Raw genomic sequence first — 18,567 nt, 5'->3', positions numbered from 1 at the left:
TCAGCGCAGAGACGCCAGCTCACGGCGGAGGTTGGCGCGGGCCGGTTCCTCCCAGCGGGCGGCCAGCGGGGGCAGCCGGAACAGGGCGGGCAGGGCGAGCAGCCCGTCGAGGACCCCCGCCCGGCCGGTACGGAAGTCCGCCTCGGGCACGTGTGCGTACTCGGCGCGGACCGCGGCGGCGTACCCGTCGTACACCTCGGGGGGTGTGGCCAGGACGGCCAGGTCGGCGTCGCAGAGCAGCGCGCCGTCGCGGTCGCCCGGGGTGACCAGGTGCCCGGCGGTGAGCAGCACCAGCCGGCGGACCTCGGCCACCGTGGCGGCCGGCACCCCCAGCCCGGCGAGCAGGGTGCCGGCCAGCTCCGCGCTGGCCCGTTCGTTGGCGTCGGCGGCGGCGCGCGGGTCGTAGACGGCGTCGTGCGTCCAGGCGGCGAGCGCGACCCGTTCCGGCCGGTCGGCCAGGTCGGCGTGCCGGTCGACCACGTCCAGCACCGCCCGCAGGTGGCGCTCCGTGTGGTAGCGCCGGTGCGGTTCCCGCCAGCGGGCCAGCAGGTCGGCCCCGGCGGCGGTCAGCGCCGGCCCGTCGACGGCCCCGGCGGCCCGCGCCGCCGCCACCCACCTGTCGATCAGCTCGGTCACCCGGACGATTGTGCCGCAGGGATGAACCGGTGCGACGTGGGTAGTCCCCGCCATGGCCGTGGCCCGGGACCGACAACCGTCGCTGCTGCGTCGGGCCGGGCTGCGTGACGCCGGCAACGACGTCGACACCGCGCGGATCGCCGGTGCCATGGCCTTCCTGCGCCAGCGGGGCCGGGCCACCCTGCGCGACCGGCTGCACCAGGTGCACCTGGCCCTGGGCCTGGCCGTGCAGGCGGGCCTGGCCGCCGCGCTGGCCTGGATCGTGTCGCACCACCTGCTGGGCAACCCGCAACCGGTGTTCGCACCGATCTCGGCGGTCGGCACCCTGGCCGCCTCGGTGGGCCAGCGGCTGCGCCGGACGGTGGAGCTGATCGTCGGGGTGGCGGTCGGGGTGTTCCTCGGCGACGTGCTGATCTACTTCCTCGGCACCGGGGGCTGGCAGCTCGGGTTGGTGGTGACCGCGGCCATCGTGCTCACCACCTTCTTCGGGGCCAGTGTCGCGGTGGTGATCCAGGCCGCCGCGACGGCCGTGCTGATCGTCACGCTGAGCCCGTCCACCGAGGATCTGGAGCTGCCCCGGTTCGTCGACGCGTTCGTCGGCGGTGGCATCGCGTTGCTGGTCACCGCGATCCTGCTGCCGCTCAACCCGCTCCGGGTGATCAACCGGGCGGCCCGGCCGGCGCTGGACCTGCTCGCCGACCAGCTCGACGTCTGCGCCCAGGCGCTGCGCGACCGGGACCGGGGGGCCGCCCAGCGGGCACTGGACCGGCTCCGCGAGAACAAGGAGGAACTGGCCACCTTCACCGAGGCCATCGAGGGGGCCAAGGAGACCAGCACGCTCTCCCCGGCCCGCTGGCACCGGCGCAGCGAACTGACCCACTACGCCGAGGCGGCCGACCCGATCGACCGGGCGATGCGCAACAGCGGCACCCTGATCCGGCGGTCGGTCACCATGATCGAGGACGACGAGCCGGTGCCCGACCCGATGCCGGACGCGGTGGTCCACCTGGCCGAGTCGGTCCGCCTGCTGCGGCACGAGTTCGCCGTCGGGGACGAGCCGGAGCGGGCCCGGGAACGGTCACTGCGCGCGGTCAGCGAGGCCGGCCGGGCGTACGACCAGGGGGTCGGGTTCTCCGGCAGTGTGGTGATCGCCCAGGTGCGTACCACCGCCAGTGACCTGCTGGTCGCCTCGGGGATCGAGCAGGAGGACGCCAACCGGCTGGTCCGGCAGGCGTTCGGCGACAAGGAGAAACCGGGCGGTGGTCCGGCCGAGCAGCACGCCGCCCCGAAACCGCCGACCGCCCCGCCGCTGGGCTGATCCGGCCCCGGACCGGGCCGGCCCGACCGCAGCGCCGGCCGGACCGGCCCACCGCGCACCGGGAGAGCCCGGCCGAACGGGCCGGGGATGACTACGCTGATCCACATGGCCGACACCCCGCCCGGCGGGCCCCCGCCGCCGCCCGCGCCCGCCGTACCGTCGCCGGACGCCGCGGCGCCCCGGATGCCGCTGCGCCGGCTCGGCTGGCGGCGGGTCCTGGTGCTGGCCGGGGTGGTGCTGCTGATCGCCGCCTGCGCGGTCTACATGCTCTACACGCTCGGCTCCAACCTGGGTCTGGACGCGCTGCTGGTCGGGGTGACCGCGGCGATCCTGCCGGTGCCCGTCCTGGTGGCCTGCTTCCTCTGGCTCGACCGGTACGAACCCGAACCGCTGAAGTACCTGATCTTCTGCTTCGCCTGGGGCGCGTTCGTCTCGACCGCCGCGTCGCTGACGGTGAACAACAGCTTCGCCGCCCTGTTCAAGGACTGGGGGCTGTCGTCGTCGCTGACCGGGGTGCTGGTGGCCCCGTTCATCGAGGAGCTGACCAAGGCGCTCGGTCCGATCCTGCTGCTGATCTTCCGCCGGCGGGAGTGGTCCGGGATCACCGACGGCCTGGTCTACTGCGGGCTGTCCGCCGTCGGGTTCGCCATGGTGGAGAACATCCTCTACCTGGGTGGCCTCGGGTACGCCTCGGGCGTCGACCAGTGGGGGCCGGCCACCGGCGTACGCAACGTCATCGTCATCTTCATCTCCCGGATCCTCTTCTTCGGCTTCGCCCACCCGCTGTTCACCTCGATGACCGGGGTGGGGCTGGGCATCGCCGCCCGCACCGCCGACCGGCGGGTACGGGTGCTCGCCCCGATTGCCGGCCTGCTGCTGGCGATGATGCTGCACGGCACCTGGAACCTGATCCCGACGCTGGTCCAGGCCACCGGCCAGGCGGTGATCTTCTTCTACGGGATGGTCGCGGTGATGGTGCCGATCTTCTTCGGCATGGTCGGTTTCGCGGTCTGGCTGCGCGCCTGGGAGGGCCGGCTCACCGAGCGGACCCTGCCCGACTACGTGCGGGCCGGCTGGTTGAGCCCGCCCGAGGTGGCCGCCCTGGGCAGCCTGGGCCGGCGGCACGCCGCCCGCACCTGGGCGCGGCGGGTCGGTGGCGACGCCGGGCTGCGTGCGATGCGCGGCTACCAGTTCGCCGCGACCCGGCTGGCGCTGCTGCGCGACGGGATGCGGCGTGGCCTGGACCGCAAGCCGGCGGAGCGGGAGAACACCCTGCGGGAGGAACGGCAGCTGCTGGAGACGATCGCGGCGTACCGGTCGTTCTTCGTCGGCCGGGACCCGCAGACGCCGGTGGGGGTCTGGGACGGGCAGCGCTACCACCTGCGGTTCCCCGACGGCACGCAGCGGGTCGTCGACGCCCCGGATTCGCCGGTGGTGCCGATCCCGGTGGTGCTCGCCCCGCCGCCGCCCCCGGCCTACCCGGCCGGGTACGGCCCGCCCGGCTGGTACGGCCCCCGCCCGGCCGCCCCCTGGCCGCCCGGCGGGCGCTGACCGGCCCGGCCCCGGGCGGAGTCGGGCCCGACGGGCGGGGTCAGGTCATCAGGGTGGTGAGGAAGTCGCCGAGGCCCTGGGCCATCGCCATCAGGGCCGCCCCGATCCCCTTGAACATCTGGGCCGCCCCGTCCGGGCGGAACGCCATGAAGTAGATCAGGAAGGCGACGCTGCCCCAGAGCAGCACCTTCTTCACGAGAACCGGCATCGTCCCTCCCCAGGGCACCTGGACGTGCCTGGCTTCCCGCCGGGAAGCGGGACAAACCGGTAGGCCGCCCGCGACGACCCCGACGCCCCGGGAAGGTCGGGCCCCCTACAGGTAGAGGCCGGTGCTGCCGGTGGACTCGCTCTCCACCCGTTCGGCGGCGACCGCGTGCACGTCCCGCTCGCGCAGCAGCACGTACCCCCGGCCGTGCAGTTCGACCTCGGAACGGTCGTCCGGGTCGAAGAGCACCCGGTCGCCGGCCACCACGGCGCGCACGTGCGGACCCACCCCCACTGCGGTGGCCCAGGCCAACCGCTTGCCGACGGCGGCGGTGGCCGGGATGACGATGCCTGCGGTGGAGCGGCGTTCGCCCTCGCTGCCGTCCTGCCTGACCAGCACCCGGTCGTGCAGCAGGCGGATCGGCAGGCCGGTGTCGAGGTTCGGGTCGGCGGTCACGCCAAGACGCTACCGTGTGGGCCGGTGACGCCCGTGCGGTGGTTGAGCCGATGCGGTGTGGGGCAATGAGTGGCGAAACTGCCCTACGGTGGCGGGCGTACGGACGTACCCTGTCCGGGCCGTCGCCGTGGGCGTCCCGGTGTCGTTTCTCAGGAGGTGCGCTTGAGCCGCTTCGAGCGGGTACGCGGCCGACTCCGCCGCGCGTACGAGTCCGGACGGGAGTCGGTCCGCGCGGGGCGCGCCGATCCGGTCGACGCGCCCGAGGGGGCCGCAGTGGCCACACCCGCGTCCCCCGGCCCGCCGGCCGCCCCGTCGGCGACGGTGGTCGGGGTCGAACCCCCGGCGGCCATGCACAACTCCACCTCCAGCCGCGACGACGCCGACGTGCCGCACGCGCTGCGGATCGCCGCCGCCTGGTCGTGGCGGTTGATCGTGATCGGCGTGGTCACCTGGGCGCTGCTGAAGATCGTCGGGACGATCAGCATCGTGATCATCCCGTTGGCGGTGGCACTGCTGCTCTCCGCGCTGCTCGCCCCGGCGGTGGGCTGGCTGCTGCGGGCCCGGTTCCCCCGGTCGCTGGCCACCGCGGTGGTGATGGTCGGCGGGCTGGCCGCGGTGGTGGGCACGCTGACCCTGGTGGTCAACGAGTTCATCCAGGGCGTGCCGGAGCTGAGCGAGAAGTCGTCGCAGGGCGTCCGGCAGATCCAGGACTGGCTCAAGACCGGCCCGCTGCACCTGTCGGACAGCCAGCTCAACCGCTACATCGAAGAGGCGCAGGGCTGGATCAACGGCAACACCGAGAGGTTCACCAGCGGGGCCCTGGCCACCGCCGCCACCCTGGCCGAGGTGCTCACCGGCGCGATCCTGGTGCTCTTCGCCACCTTCTTCTTCCTGCGCGACGGCAGCCGGATCTGGCGCTTCCTGGTCCGCCTGCTGCCGGTCGCCGCCCGGTGGAAGGTCGACGACGCCGGCCGGGCGTCCTGGGCCACGCTCGGCGCCTACGTGCGGGCCACCGTGCTGGTGGCGTTCATCGACGCGGTGGGCATCGGCATCTTCCTGGTCGTCTTCGACATCCCGTTCGCCTTCCCGCTGGCCGCGCTGGTCTTCCTCGGCGCGTTCATCCCGATCGTCGGGGCCACCCTCTCCGGCGGGGTGGCGGTGCTGGTGGCGCTGGTCGACAGCGGTCCGGTGACCGCGCTGATCATCCTGGGCGTGGTGATCGGCGTGCAGCAGGTCGAGGGGCACCTCCTGCAACCGTTGATCATGGGTCGGGCGGTCGCCATCCACCCGCTCGCGGTGATCATCGGGATCGCCGCCGGGGTGGTGCTCGCCGGCATCACCGGCGCGCTGGTCGCGGTGCCGCTGATCGCGGTGCTCAACACCGCCGTACGCCGGCTCGCCGCCCGCAGCGTGCCCGACACCCCACCGGACGCCGTGGTGGTCGCCTCCCAGGCGCCCTGACCGGCAACGGTCCGACCGACACCGCGAGCCGCCCGTTCCCCGCCGGGGAGCGGGCGGCCCGCCGTCGCGGGGTCAGAGCTTGGCCAGGCGCTCCAGCGCGCCCCGGGCCACCTCCGGCCGGGTGGTGTACCAGAACGGGGGCAGCGAGCGGCGCAGGAACGGCCCGTAGCCGCGCGCCGTCTCCAACCGCGAGTCGAGGACCGCGACCACCCCCCGGTCGCCGGTGGCCCGGATCAACCGGCCCACCCCCTGCGCCAGCCGGACCGCCGCGATCGGCACGCTGACCGCCGAGAAGCCGGACCCGCCGCCCGCGTCCACCGCCGCCGCGCGGGCCGCCGCCAGCGGCTCGTCGGGGCGCGGGAACGGCAGCCTGTCGATCACCACGAGCTGGCACGAGTCGCCCGGCACGTCCACCCCCTGCCAGAGCGACATCACCCCGAACAGGCAGCTCGACCGTTCCTCCCGGAACCGCCGCACCAGCAGCGGCAGCGCCTCCTCGCCCTGGAGCAGCACCGGCAGGTCGGTGCGTGCCCGCAGCAGCTCCGCCGCCTGCTGCGCGGCCCGCCGGGAGGAGAACAACCCGAGGGTACGGCCACCGAGCGCGCCGACCAGCCGCAGCAACTCCTCACCGGCCGCCTCGGGCAGCCCGGAGACGCTGGGCCGGGGCAGGTGCGCGGCGACGTACAGGATGCCCTGCCGGGCGTAGTCGAACGGTGAGCCGACGTCGAGCGACGACCAGCCCGGCCCCGACGTGGCCGGTACGACGCCGGTGGCGGCCCGGCTGCCCGGGGTGCTCGCCACCCCGCCGGCATCCGCCCCGCCGGCCCCGACCGCCGTACCGCCGCCGACGACGCCTGTCGACCGGCCGGCGGTGGCGGTGGCCAACGCGGCGGCGGCCGGGGACGGCGGGGCGGGCGGCGGCGCCTCCAGGCCGAGCGCCCGGGCCACCGTGTCGAACCGGCCGCCCAGCGCCAGCGTCGCCGAGGTGGCGACCACCGTGCGCTCGTCGTACAGGTGGGTGGCGAGGGTGCCGGCGACGGACAGCGGCGCGACCACCAGCGCCCGGCGGCTGCCGTTGTCCGGTTTCTCCACCCAGGCGACGTCGTGGTCGGCCTCCTCCAGCAGCCGCTGCGCGGTGGTCGACAGCTCGTCGAGCACCGCCTTGGCCTGCTGCTTGCGGACCGGGTCCGGGTCGTCGGCCTTGATGTCGCCGATCGCGTCGAGGGCGGCCCGGGTGGCCGCGTCCAGTAGCGTGCACGCCTCGCGCAGCGGGCCGGGCAGGCCGCCGGTGAGCCGGCCGGCCGGGGCCTCGGCCAGCCCCACGGCGAGCGCGTCGCCGGCCTCGGTGAGCCGGTCGGCGACGTCCGGTCGCAGCAGCGGACGGGCCCGTCGGGCGGAGCGGTCGATCTGCTCCGGCACCAGCTCGGCCTGGGCGGCCGAGGAGACCCGGTCGGCCAGCTCGTGCGCCTCGTCGACGATCAGCAGCTTGTGCGGCGGCACGATGTGCCGGCCGGCCAGCATGTCCACCGCGAGCAGGCTGTGGTTGGTGACCACCACGTCGGCCTCGCGGGCGCGGGCCCGGGACGCCTCGGCGAAACACTCCTGGCCGAACGGGCAGCGCGACGCCCCCACGCACTCGCGGGCCGGCATCGAGACCAGCCGCCACGCCTGGTCGTCGACGCCCGGGTCCAGCTCGTCCCGGTCGCCGGTGTCGGTCTTCTCGGCCCAGTCGCGCAGCCGCTGGATCTGCTTGCCCATCCGGCCGGCCTCGCCGAGCCACTTCGTCCCGCCACCGGGCCGCTCGGCGGGCGCGTCGAAGAGGGTGTCCTCCGGTTCGTCCTCGGTGGAGTTGTCCAGCCGGGCCAGGCAGAGGTAGTGGTGCCGCCCCTTGAGCACGGCGAAGGTCGGGCGGCGGCCGAGCAGCGGCTCGACCGCGTCGGCGAGCCGGGGCAGGTCGTGCTCGACCAGTTGGGACTGCAACGCCAGGGTGGCGGTGGAGACCACCACCGGCCCGTCCACGGTCAGCGCGGGGGCGAGGTAACCCAGCGACTTGCCGGTGCCGGTGCCCGCCTGCACCAGCAGGTGCTCGCGGGCGGCGATGCTGCGTTCGATCGCCTCGGTCATCTGCTGCTGGCCCGGCCGGGTCGCGCCGCCGGGCACCGCGCCGACCGCCGCCGCCAGCAGCTCGGTGCCGCTCGGCCGACCACCGCGCCGACGGCCGGAGCGGGCCGAGGGGGTACTGGGGCCGGCGGCGGTACGGGGCGGAGTCACCGTGCGACGGTACCCGCCGCCGCCGACAGTGGACGTGCCGCCGCCTCCCCGCGTGGCGCGGTCACCGTCCGGATTGTCGTGACCCCGGACGGGTCAACTCGCTGCGGCGGGGAGGGGTCGGAATCGGCTAGGGTGCGATTCATGCCGAGCGACGTGGTCCGTGTGATCTACCGCAAGTACGACGGCAGCGCCCACCGCGACTACCCGGCCCGCCGGCTGGCCGAGGACGACCTCGGGGTGTGGCTGGGGGTGACCGAGGGCACCGCCTCGGTCTACCACGGCCGGCCCTCGGTGGAGCAGATCCCCTTCGTCCTGCTGGTGCCGCACCACGCCTGGTGGACGGGCATGTTCAACCCGCCGCCCCGGACCAGCGAGGTCTACTGCGACATCGCCACCCCGGCCCGCTGGGAGGGCGACGACACCGTCCACCTGGTCGACCTCGACCTGGACGTGGTGCGCCGCCGGACCACCGGCCTGGTGGAGCTGCGCGACGAGGACGAGTTCGCCGAGCACCGGGTCCGGTTCGGCTACCCGGACGACGTGGTGGCGCAGGCGCAGGCGGCGGCGGCGAAGCTGCTCACCGCCCTCGGCGACGGCACCGAGCCGTTCGCCTCGGCGTACCGGAAGTGGCTGGCCCTGGTGGTCTGACCGGGCGTGGCCCGACCGACGCCCGGGAGGCGGCCGGTGCGGTGGTGGGCGAGGATCGGGGGATGCGCGCAGACGAGGAGACGGAGGTCGTCGTACCCGAGGGGGCGACGATGCGGCAGTTGTTGCGGGTGCCCGGTGGTGGCGGCCCGGTCGACCTGGGGGCGGTCGACCCCCGGGCCACCCCGGGGCTGCCCGTCGTGGCGGGCCGGGGCCGGGACCGTAAGCCGTGGGCCCGCCGGCAGGTGGAGCTGGTCGGTGCCGGACTCGCCCGGCAGCAGGAGATGCTGTTCGCCACCGCGCGGGCGGCCGGCGAACCGGGCCCGTCGGTGTCCGCTCCCGCCCGGGACGGGGCGCGGCTGGGCCGGGGCCGACCGGGGCGGCTGCTGCTGGTGCTCCAGGCGATGGACTGCGGGGGCAAGGACGGCACGGTGAAGCGGGTGGCCGGCGCGATGAACCCACTCGGCCTGCACCTCCGCTCGTTCGGCCCGCCGACCCGGCAGGAGCTGCGGCACGACTTCCTGTGGCGGGTCCGCCGGGCGCTGCCCCCGCCCGGGTACGTCGGGGTGTTCAACCGCTCGCACTACGAGGACGTGCTGGTGGCCCGGGTCGACGCCCTGGTGCCCGAGCAGACCTGGCGGGCCCGCTACGACCAGATCAACGCCTTCGAGCGGGAGTTGACCGACGGCGGGGTGACCCTGGTCAAGGTGATGCTGCACATCTCGCCGGACGAGCAGGCGCGGCGGTTGGCGCAGCGGCTGACCGACCCGACGAAGTACTGGAAGTACCAGCCCAGCGACCTCGACTCCCGGGCCCGCTGGGACGACTACCAGGCCGCGTACGCGGAGGCGCTGGGGCGGTGCGACACGGACGCCGCGCCCTGGTTCGTGGTCCCGGCGGACCGTAAGTGGTACCGGGACTGGGCGGTGGCGCACCTGCTGCGGGAGACGTTCGAGGGTCTTGATCTGGGGTATCCGGCTGCCGGTTTCGACGTGGAACGGGAGCGCCAGCGGTTGGCGAGTGGCGGTGGTGACGGCCGAGGTGAACAGCAGATGAACGAGCGGTGAATCGGTTCTGACCAGGGGTAGGCCGGCGGAGACCCGCTCCGGTGGGGTACCTAGCATGCATCAGCGGACGCCCCCTGGGGCGGCGGCCACCCTTCCACCGACACGACGAGGTCCGTGCTGTGAAGTTTTCCTTCCGTCCCACCGAGGGCGCTTTCTACGAGCTCTTCACCAGGGCCGCGCAGAACCTGGTGAAGGGCACGGAGCTGCTCAACGAGCTGGCCCTGCCCGGCGTCGACGTGCAGTCGGTCAGCGAGCGGCTGACCGAGGTCGAGCACGACAGCGACCAGATCACCCACGATCTCTACAAGAAGATCAACTCCACCTTCATCACCCCGTTCGACCGGGAGGACATCTACCGGCTGGGCTCGCTGCTCGACGACGTGATGGACCACCTGGAGGCGGTCGGCAACCTGCTCTACCTCTACGGGCTCACCAAGCTCCCGTCGCTGCCGCGCGAGCTGCACGAGCTGGTCAACGTGCTCGACCTCCAGGCCAAGCTGACCGCCGAGGCGATGCCCCGGCTGAAGTCGATGAAGGATCTCGAGGACTACTGGATCGAGTGCAACCGGCTGGAGAACGACGGCGACCAGGCGTACCGGATGCTGCTGGTCCGGCTCTTCTCCGGCGAGTACGACGCGCTGACCGTGCTGAAGATGAAGGAGGTCGCCGACGAGCTGGAGGCCGCCTGCGACGCCTTCGAGCACGTGGCGAACACCGTCGAGACCATCGCGGTCAAGGAGTCCTGATCCTGTGAGTCCCGAACTCATCGCCGTGCTGGCGGTGATCGCGGTGGCCCTGGCGTTCGACTACACCAACGGCTTCCACGACGCCGCCAACGCGATCGCGACAAGCGTCTCCACCCGGGCGCTGACCCCCCGGATCGCCCTGGGCCTGGCCGCGGTCGGCAACTTCGTCGGCGCGCACTTCGGCGCGGGGGTCGCCAAGACCGTCGGTGACGGCCTGGTCACCCTCCCCACCGGGGTGGGCAGTCTCGGGGTGGTCTTCGCCGGGGTGCTCGGCGCGATCGCCTGGAACCTGATCACCTGGTACTTCGGCCTGCCGTCGTCGTCCTCGCACGCGCTGTTCGGCGGGCTGGTCGGGGCCACCCTGCTCTCCACCGGCGGTGTGGTGCAGTGGATCACCATCGGCGAGAAGGTCATCCTGCCGATGGTGCTGTCCCCGATCATCGGGCTCACCCTCGGTTACCTGCTGATGCTGGCCATCCTGTGGGCGTTCCGCAAGGGGCAGCCGGGCAAGCTCAACCGGGGCTTCCGGTGGGCGCAGACCGCCTCGGCGGCGGCCATGTCGGTCGGCCACGGCATGCAGGACGCGGCCAAGACCATGGGCATCGTGGTGCTGGCCCTCTACACCGGCGGATTCCAGGACGACAAGACGCACATCCCGGGCTGGGTCTTCTGGACCTCGGCGACCATGCTGGCGCTCGGCACGTACGCCGGTGGGTGGCGGATCATCCGGACCCTGGGCCGTAAGATCATCGACCTGGGTCCGCCGGAGGGTTTCGCGGCCGAGACGGTGGCCAGCGCGGTGCTCTACTTCAACGCCCTGGTGCTCAAGGCCCCGATCTCCACCACCCACACGATCACCTCGGCGATCATGGGGGTGGGCGCGACCAAGCGGCTCTCCGCCGTCCGCTGGAACGTGGCCGGCAACATCGTGCTCGCCTGGATCATCACGTTCCCGGCCGCCGCGCTGATTGCCTGCCTCACCTACCTGTTGGTCCGCCCGCTGTTCTGACCGTCGTCGCCGAGGGGCCCCCGGTCCCGGGGTGCCCCTCGGCGACGCCGTGCTCAGGCGTAGTCGACGCCGATCCTGGCCCGGATGTCGTCCAGCAGGGCCATCACCTCCAGCGTGACCGCGTGCGGCACCAGCGGGCTCTCGGTCAGCCCGGCCGCCAGGCAGCGCTGCACCTCGACGGCCTCGTACTGGTAGCCGCCGCCGGCCGGGTCGTCGGTGAGCGTCTCCGGCTCGGCACCGGCCCGGTGCAGCACCGCCGAACCCGGCCGGAAGAACGGTTCGGGCAGCTCGATCCGGCCGGTGGTGCCGGTGATCGCGGCGGTCAGCGGGGTCGCCCCCACCATGCCGCAGCCGAGCGTGGCGACCGCGCCCGAGTCGTACCCGAAGACGATGCCGGTGTTCTCGTCCACCCCCTCCGGGCTGAGCTTCGCCCACGCCTGCACGTGCTGCGGCACGCCGAGCAGCAGGTGGGCCAGGCTCACCGGGTAGACGCCCAGGTCCAGCAGGGCGCCGCCGCCCAGCGCCGGGTTACGCATCCGGTGCTCCGGCGGGAAGGGCCCGGCCACCCCGAAGTCGGCCCGCACACCTGTCACCTCGCCGATCGCCCCGGCCCGGACCAGCTCGACCAGGCGCAGGATCAGCGGGTTGCAGCGCATCCACATGGCCTCCATCAGGAAGACCCCCCGGGCCCGCGCCAGCTCGACCAGCTCGGTGCTGGTGGCCAGGTCCAGGGTGAACGGCTTCTCCAGCAGCACCGCCCGGCCGGCCTCCAGGCAGATCCGGGCCGCCTCGTGGTGGGCGGCGTGCGGGGTGGCCACGTAGATCGCGTCCAACCCGTCGTCGGCCGCCAGCTCGGCCCACGAGCCGTACGCCCGGTCGGCCCCGTGACGTCCGGCGAACTCCTCGGCACTCCCGATGGTCCGTGAGCCGACCGCGACCAGTTCGGCCCCCGGCACCAGCCGGAGGTCCTCGGCGAACCGGCCGGCGATGTGGCCGGTGGACAGAATCCCCCAACGTGTCATGCGCCCACGCTAGCCCGCCGCTCGTCAGGCGTCGGCGGCCCGGCACCGTCGTCCCGCCCGTCGGGGCCCGCGCGTCGGGGCCCGCCCGCCGGGAACGTCGGACCGGGGACGTCGAACCGGGGACGTCGACCGGGAGGCGTCCGCCGGGGTCGTCGGCCCGGGTCGTCGGCCCGGGGGTGGTCCGGGCGGCGGGGCTAGGCTCGGCGCATGACGATCGACGGCACCGGTTTCCCCGCCCCGCCGGCCCTGGTCGAGCACGCCCGTCGGTTCCACGCCGAGGGCGGCACCCCGGCGACGCCCCGGGTCGCGGCCACCGTGCTGCTGCTCCGCCCGACCGGCACCGACTTCGAGGTGTACGTCATCCGCCGGGTCGCCGCGATGGCCTTCGGCGGGGTGTACGCCTTCCCCGGCGGCGGTGTCGACCCGTCGGACTCCGAGGCGCACCTGGACTGGGCCGGGCCCGACCCGGCAACCTGGGCGGGGCGGCTGGGCGTCACGCCCGAGGCCGCCCGGGCCGTGGTGTGCGCCGCCGCGCGGGAGGTCTTCGAGGAGGCCGGGGTGCTGCTGGCCGGCCCCGACCCGGACACCGTGGTGGGCGACGTCAGCGGTGACGACTGGGAGGCCGCACGGCAGGATCTGGAGGCGCGCCGGCGGGGCTTCGCCGGGCTGCTCGCCGAGCGGCAGCTCACCCTGCGGTCCGACCTGCTGCTGCCGTGGAGCCGGTGGATCACCCCGGAGTTCGAGCCGCGCCGCTTCGACACGTACTTCTTCGTCGCTCTGCTGCCCCAGGGGCAGCGGACCCGGGACGTCTCCGGCGAGGCCGACCACACCATGTGGGTCCGCCCGGCGGACGCCCTGGCCGGCGAGCTGACCATGCTCCCGCCCACCCTGGTCACCCTGGCCGAGGTGGCCGCCGCCGCTGCCGGCGGCGCTGCCGTGTCGGCCGGCGGCGTCACTGCCGGCGGTGCCGCCGCTGCTACCGGTGCCGCCGCTGGCGTGGCTGCTGGCGCTGCTGGCACCGGTGGCGTGGCGGCGGTGGCGCGTGCCTCGGCGGCCCGGGACGCGGCCACCCCGGTGACCCCCCGCCTCCACGTCGCCGAGGACGGCACCCCGCACTTCACCCTCGCCTGACTTCCGCCCGCCTCCCGCGTCGGGCGAACGGTCGGGGGCTACCGGCCCCGCTGCACTCGGTTCCGCCGCGCTCCACCGTGCAGGTCCATGTGCAGGTCCACCGAGTGCGGGCCCGGCGGCGAACCGGCGGCCCCGGCCCGGACGGTCGCCACTGGACCCTTTCGAGCTGATGACGCTGGCGACTCACCGGCACCGCCGGTACGGACGGTTCGCGTACCGGGCCTTGCGGCCGCTGGTGGCGCCGTGCCACCGGGCGGGGGTACCCGTGCCACCGGGTGGGGGTACCCGTGCCACCGGGCGGGGGTACCCGTGCGGGCGGTCGGACCGGCGACGTCGCTGGGCGGGTGAGTCGTTGACGTCATCAGGTCGAAAGGGCCCGCAGGGGTGTTCCGGGGCCCCACCGCTGCGGCGGTCGCCCCGCAGGGACGCCTCCGGCCCCCCGCACACCCGGCCCCCCCCGCACACCCGGCCCCCGCACACCCGGTCACGCGCCCGGCCCCGCCCACGCCGGACCCCGCCCACGCCGGACCCCGGCCCCGCCCCGGCCCGCCACGGCTCCGCCCGCCCGGACCACGGCCCCGCCACGGCCCCGCCCGCCCGGGTCCCGTGCCCCGCCCTGCGGACGGACGTCCGGCCCCCGCACGCCCCGCGCAGCGGAGTGGGCGGAGCGGGTGGGGGTCAGCCGAAGCGGCCGGTGATGTAGTCCTCGGTCTTCTTCTGGCCGGGGTTGCTGAAGATCTTCTGGGTGTTGTCGTACTCGATCAGCCGGCCGGGGTCACCGGTCTTCTCGATCGAGAAGAAGGCGGTGCGGTCGGAGACCCGGGCCGCCTGCTGCATGTTGTGGGTGACGATGATGATGGTGAACTTGTCCTTGAGCTGGAACATCAGGTCCTCGATGGCCAGCGTCGAGATCGGGTCCAGCGCCGAGCAGGGCTCGTCCATCAGCACCACCTGCGGCTCGACCGCGATGGTCCGGGCGATGCACAGCCGCTGCTGCTGACCGCCGGACAGGCCCGCGCCGGGCTTGCCGAGGCGGTCCTTGACCTCGTCCCACAGGTTCGCCGCGCGCAGCGCCTTCTCGGCGGCCTCGTCCAGGATGGACTTCCGGCGGACCCCGTTGAGCCGCAGCCCGGCCACCACGTTCTCGAAGATGCTCATGGTGGGGAACGGGTTCGGACGCTGGAACACCATGCCGATCATGCGGCGGACGGCGGTCACGTCGACGTCGCGGTGGTAGACGTCCTGGCCGTCGATGGTCAGGCTGCCCTCGACCCGGGCACCCGGCAGCACCTCGTGCATCCGGTTGATCGATCGCAGGAAGGTCGACTTGCCGCAGCCGGACGGACCGATCAGGGCGGTGACCGTCTTCGGCTCGACCGTCAGGTTGATGTTCTCGATCGCCTTGAAACCGCCGTAGTAGGCGGTCACGTCGGTGGCGTCGATGCGCTTGGCCATGGTGGTACCTCCGGGGTTCATCGGCCGAGCCGGTTGCGGCGGGCCAGCAGCTTCGCGGCGACGGTCAGGACGAGCACGAGGACGACCAGGGTCAACGCCGCGGTCCAGGCCCGTGCCGGGGAGTACCTCGACGCCTCGCCGGCCTGCTGGTAGACGAAGAGGGCCAGCGACGACTGGTTGTTCTCGAACGGGTTGAAGTTGATCGCCGCGCCACCACCGGCGACGAGCAGCACCGGGGCGGTCTCCCCGGCGGCCCGCGCGATGGAGAGCATGATGCCGGTGACGATGCCGGGCAGGGCGGTCGGCAACACCACCCGCAGGATCGTCTTCCACTTCGGCACGCCGAGGGCGTACGCACCCTCCCGCAGCGGCGCGGGGACCAGCCGCAGCATCTCCTCGGTGGAACGGACCACCGTGGGCAGCATCAGCACGCTCAACGCGAGCGCGGCGGCGAAACCGGAGAAGCCGGGCTGGCCGTCGTTGAACCACGGGGACACGATCAGCACCCAGAAGGCCAGCACGAACAGGCCGGTGACGATGGACGGGATGCCCGTCATCACGTCGACGAAGAACCGGATGGTGAAGGCGAACCGGCCCCGGCCGTACTCGACGATGTAGATCGCGCAGAGCACGCCGAGCGGGACGGTGATCGCGGTGGCGATGCCGACCTGCTCCAGGGTGCCGACGATGGCGTGGTACGCGCCGCCGTTGGCGTCCCGGGCCCCGATGTTGTTCATCGAGCTGCCGAAGAAGTCAGCGTCGAGCCGGGCGGTGCCCTTGCTGACCAGCGTCCACACCACGGAGGCCAGCGGCAGCACGGCAAGCACCAGGGCGGAATGGATCAGCGCGCTCCAAAACCGGTTGCGGGCCGAGCGTCGGCCCTCCACCGCGTTGGCCGCGACGAAGAGACCGGTCAGGTAGAGCAGCGCGCCGAGCACCACGACCAGGACCGGTCCGCCGAGGTCGACGCCGTAGACGATGCCGGCGGCGACCAGCAGGGCCAGCACCGCCAGGGCGGGGGCGGCGTACCCGGGCAGGCGGCGGGCCCGCAGGCTGTCCGGCTGGGCCGGCGGGCGGGAACGGCGGGGGGTGAGGGTGGTGGTCATGCGGCCGACTCCGTGAACTCGCGGCGGCGGTAGATGATCCCCCGCGCGGTGATGTTGACGACCAGCGTGATCGCGAAGAGCACCAGGCCGGAGGCGATGAGCGCGCCCCGGCCGGTCTCGTTCGCCTCCGCGAACCGGTTGGCGATGTTCGCGGCGATGCTGTTGCCGCCGTTGGCGAGGATGTTGAACGAGATGGCGTACGTCGAACCGAGGGTGAGCGCGAGCGCGATGGTCTCGCCGAGCGCCCGGCCGAGGCCGAGCATGACGGCGGCGATGATGCCCGGCCGGCCGTACGGCAGCACCGCCGTGCGCAGCATCTCCCAGCGGGTGGCGCCCAGCGCGAGGGCGGCCTCCTCGTTGGCCGTCGGGGTCTGGAGGAACACCTCGCGGGAGAGCGAGGTGATGATCGGCAGCACCATGATCGCCAGGACCAGCGACCCGAGCAGGATCGAGTTGCCGTACGGGCCGTCGCCGAAGATCGGGATCCAGCCGAAGTACCTGTTCAGCCAGGCCGACAGGTCGGCGACCGGCCCGACCAGGTAGTCCCGCCCCCACAGGCCGAACACCACGCTCGGCACGGCGGCCAGCAGGTCGATCACGAAGCCCAGCGCGGTGCCGAGCCGCCGGGGCGCGTAGTGCGACAGGTAGAGGGCGATGCCCAGCGCCACCGGCACCGCGACCAGCAGCGCCAGCAGGGCGGTGAGCACGGTGCCGAAGGCGAGCGCGCCGATGCCGAACGTGGGTGGATCGTCGTTGGGGAACCACCCCTCGAAGGTCCAGAAGTTCGCACTGTTGGCCCGCAGCGCCGGCACGGCCTTGGCGATCAGGAAGACCGCGATGGCCGCGATGATGACCAGCACGGCGACGCCGGCGGCCAGGGTCACGCCACGGAACGCCCGTTCCGCGCCGAACGCGCGGGCCCGGGGCAGCCCGCCGCCTCCGCCGAGGCCACGGTCGTCATCGGGGGTACGGGGGCTGACTGGTGCCTCGGCCACACGCGCCGAGGCACCGGCGGACCGCTCGTGACCCAGGGTCACGGGGTGTCCGCCGGTGCCGGCGTGTGCCGAGCGGTGAGGGGTTTCACCCATCTGCTCGCTCGCTTCGACTTGAGGTGATGTCGCTCGGGATGCTCAGGCCAGGTTCTTGACCGCGGCCTCGACCTTGGTCCGGACCGAGTCGGGCAGCGGGGCGTAGCCCAGCTCGACCAGCTCGGCCTGGCCCTCGGTGCTGGCGGCGTGGCCCAGCAGGCCCTTGACCAGCGGCAGCTTGTCGGCGGCGATGCCCTTGCTGCACACGATCTCGTAGGTCACCAGGACGATCGGGTACGCCCCGGCCTCCTTGGTGGCGTAGTCGATCGACATCTTGAGGTCGTCGCCCTGGCCCTCGATCTTGGCCCCGGCGATGGTCTTGCCGGCCGACTCGGCGGTCAGCTCGGCGTACTCGCCGGCCCCGTTCTGCACCTTGGCCTTCTTCAGGCCGGAGTTCTCGGCGTACGACCACTCGACGTAGCTGATCGTGCCCTCGGTGCTCTTGACCTTGGAGGCGACACCGTCGGACTTGGGGGCGCCGAGGCCGCCGGGGGCCTTCCACGCCTTGTTGTTGCCGAAGGTCCAGTCCGACGGCGCGGTCTTCGACAGGTACTTGGTGAAGTTGTCGGTGGTGCCCGACTCGTCGGAGCGGTGCACCGTCTGGATCGCCGAGGCCGGGAGGGTGGCGTTCGGGTTGTCGGCCTTGATCGCCGGGTCGTCCCACTTGGTGACCTTGCCGGCGAAGATCTGCGCCAGGGTGGTCGGCTTGAGCTGGAGGTTGTCCAGGCCGCCGACGTTGTAGACGACCGCGACGGGGCCGATCACCATCGGCAGGTTGAGCGCCGCGCCGCCGGTGCACTTGGCGTCGGCCTGCGGCTGCTCCTCCGGCTTGAGGGCGGAGTCGGAACCGGCGAAGTCGGCGGTGCCGGCGATGAACGCCTGGATGCCCGCGCCCGAACCGGTCGACTCGTAGTTGATCGTGGTGCCGCTGCACTTCTGCTGGTACGCCTTGATCCACTCAGCCATGGCGTTCTTCTGCGCGGAGGAGCCCTGCGCGTTCAGGGTGCCCTTGCCGCAGTCGGCCGCGCTGGCCGAGCCGGAGGCGGAGGCGCTGGCCGGCTCGTTGTTGTCCGAGCCGCAGGCGCTGAGGCCGAGGACCGCGGTAAGAGCGAGGCAGGCAATGGCGCCGTGCCGCTGGAGCTTCACCTGAGGGGTTTCCCTTCACGTCTTTGGTCAGGTCGCCCGGATTGGGGCCCGAGTGCCGGCGCTGACCGGCTGACACGAAAGCTAGAAGTGCCAGGTAGACGGTTTGCCGGTCGGAAGTGAACGGGGCATGAACAGCCCCGGCCGGGAAGGTGACCGCTGCCTGAGGGAGGGTTGTCCGTTAGGTGAACTGCCGTCCCGGTATCCGCATTGATGCGACATATCCGGGCAGTCGTTATCCGTGCGTGGCCCCACCG

At 73.3% G+C, this 18,567-nt stretch carries 16 protein-coding genes and 1 pseudogene; 8 read left to right on the top strand and 9 right to left on the bottom strand.

Annotated elements, in window-relative coordinates:
- The gene (locus ACN261_RS06220) at nt 1–636 is read right to left on the bottom strand and encodes a metal-dependent phosphohydrolase (RefSeq protein ID WP_421484370.1); all 636 of its coding nucleotides are present in this window, start codon (nt 634–636) and stop codon (nt 1–3) included.
- 52 nt (nt 637–688) lie between these two features.
- On the opposite strand from ACN261_RS06220, the gene ACN261_RS06215 reads away from it, so the two are divergent.
- Both ACN261_RS06215 and ACN261_RS06210 read left to right on the top strand, forming a co-directional pair.
- The gene (locus ACN261_RS06215) at nt 689–1,954 is read left to right on the top strand and encodes an FUSC family protein (RefSeq protein ID WP_421484369.1); all 1,266 of its coding nucleotides are present in this window, start codon (nt 689–691) and stop codon (nt 1,952–1,954) included.
- A 68-nt stretch (nt 1,955–2,022) separates the two neighbouring features.
- A pseudogene (locus ACN261_RS06210) lies at nt 2,023–3,505 on the top strand (PrsW family intramembrane metalloprotease); the annotation flags it as partial.
- Nucleotides 3,506–3,545: 40 nt separating this feature from the next.
- On the opposite strand, the gene ACN261_RS06205 reads toward ACN261_RS06210, so the two are convergent.
- Together ACN261_RS06205 and ACN261_RS06200 are read right to left on the bottom strand one after the other, a co-directional pair.
- Entirely contained in the window at nt 3,546–3,713 is a 168-nt protein-coding gene (locus tag ACN261_RS06205) for a hypothetical protein (RefSeq protein WP_204924719.1), read from the bottom strand.
- 105 nt (nt 3,714–3,818) lie between these two features.
- Nucleotides 3,819–4,166, bottom strand: a complete 348-nt coding sequence (locus ACN261_RS06200; RefSeq protein ID WP_088643178.1) for a GroES family chaperonin — start codon at nt 4,164–4,166, stop codon at nt 3,819–3,821.
- A 156-nt stretch (nt 4,167–4,322) separates the two neighbouring features.
- Between ACN261_RS06200 and ACN261_RS06195 the strand changes: the two genes are divergently transcribed.
- The gene (locus ACN261_RS06195; RefSeq protein ID WP_425848858.1) at nt 4,323–5,627 is read left to right on the top strand and encodes an AI-2E family transporter; all 1,305 of its coding nucleotides are present in this window, start codon (nt 4,323–4,325) and stop codon (nt 5,625–5,627) included.
- A 72-nt stretch (nt 5,628–5,699) separates the two neighbouring features.
- Here ACN261_RS06195 and ACN261_RS06190 read toward each other — a convergent pair whose 3' ends face one another.
- Nucleotides 5,700–7,898, bottom strand: a complete 2,199-nt coding sequence (locus ACN261_RS06190; protein WP_421484368.1) for an ATP-dependent DNA helicase — start codon at nt 7,896–7,898, stop codon at nt 5,700–5,702.
- Between the two features lie 141 nt (nt 7,899–8,039).
- On the opposite strand from ACN261_RS06190, the gene ACN261_RS06185 reads away from it, so the two are divergent.
- The 4 genes from ACN261_RS06185 (at nt 8,040) to ACN261_RS06170 (ending at nt 11,365) form a co-directional block, all read left to right on the top strand.
- Nucleotides 8,040–8,546, top strand: a complete 507-nt coding sequence (locus ACN261_RS06185) for a DUF402 domain-containing protein (protein WP_421484367.1) — start codon at nt 8,040–8,042, stop codon at nt 8,544–8,546.
- A 62-nt stretch (nt 8,547–8,608) separates the two neighbouring features.
- Nucleotides 8,609–9,610, top strand: coding sequence for a PPK2 family polyphosphate kinase (locus ACN261_RS06180; RefSeq protein WP_421484366.1), 1,002 nt, complete (start codon nt 8,609–8,611; stop codon nt 9,608–9,610).
- Nucleotides 9,611–9,729: 119 nt separating this feature from the next.
- A complete protein-coding gene (locus tag ACN261_RS06175; RefSeq protein WP_067311399.1) occupies nt 9,730–10,356 on the top strand; it encodes a DUF47 domain-containing protein in 627 nt (208 codons plus the stop codon).
- 4 nt (nt 10,357–10,360) lie between these two features.
- Entirely contained in the window at nt 10,361–11,365 is a 1,005-nt protein-coding gene (locus tag ACN261_RS06170) for an anion permease (RefSeq protein WP_425848854.1), read from the top strand.
- A gap of 53 nt (nt 11,366–11,418) precedes the next feature.
- Here ACN261_RS06170 and ACN261_RS06165 read toward each other — a convergent pair whose 3' ends face one another.
- Nucleotides 11,419–12,387, bottom strand: coding sequence for a Gfo/Idh/MocA family protein (locus tag ACN261_RS06165; protein ID WP_421484365.1), 969 nt, complete (start codon nt 12,385–12,387; stop codon nt 11,419–11,421).
- 207 nt (nt 12,388–12,594) lie between these two features.
- Here ACN261_RS06165 and ACN261_RS06160 point away from each other — a divergent pair, with 207 nt between their 5' ends.
- Nucleotides 12,595–13,518 (top strand): NUDIX hydrolase, encoded by a 924-nt coding sequence (locus ACN261_RS06160; protein ID WP_425848850.1) that lies wholly within the window; start codon nt 12,595–12,597, stop codon nt 13,516–13,518.
- A gap of 678 nt (nt 13,519–14,196) precedes the next feature.
- Here the strand turns inward: ACN261_RS06160 and pstB are convergent.
- Genes pstB through pstS form a run of 4 tightly spaced genes read right to left on the bottom strand, consistent with a single transcriptional unit; the run spans nt 14,197 to nt 18,313 of the window.
- On the bottom strand, nt 14,197–14,973 hold the full coding sequence (pstB, locus tag ACN261_RS06155; protein ID WP_145921987.1) for a phosphate ABC transporter ATP-binding protein PstB: 777 nt from the start codon (nt 14,971–14,973) through the stop codon (nt 14,197–14,199).
- Nucleotides 14,974–14,990: 17 nt separating this feature from the next.
- A complete protein-coding gene (gene pstA, locus ACN261_RS06150; protein WP_421484363.1) occupies nt 14,991–16,079 on the bottom strand; it encodes a phosphate ABC transporter permease PstA in 1,089 nt (362 codons plus the stop codon).
- Entirely contained in the window at nt 16,076–17,167 is a 1,092-nt protein-coding gene (gene pstC / locus ACN261_RS06145) for a phosphate ABC transporter permease subunit PstC (RefSeq protein ID WP_425848845.1), read from the bottom strand. The genes pstA and pstC overlap by 4 nt, the downstream gene beginning before the upstream one ends.
- 42 nt (nt 17,168–17,209) lie before the next feature.
- Complete coding sequence (gene pstS, locus ACN261_RS06140) at nt 17,210–18,313, bottom strand: phosphate ABC transporter substrate-binding protein PstS (protein ID WP_421484362.1); 1,104 nt, start codon at nt 18,311–18,313, stop codon at nt 17,210–17,212.
- Nucleotides 18,314–18,567: the final 254 nt, after the last annotated feature.

The sequence above is a fragment of the Micromonospora sp. WMMD723 genome (assembly GCF_049863385.1).
Taxonomy (GTDB): Bacteria; Actinomycetota; Actinomycetes; order Mycobacteriales; family Micromonosporaceae; genus Micromonospora; species Micromonospora wenchangensis.
Note: the sequence above shows the minus strand (reverse complement) of the source record. Positions and strands in the feature narration are given on the sequence as shown.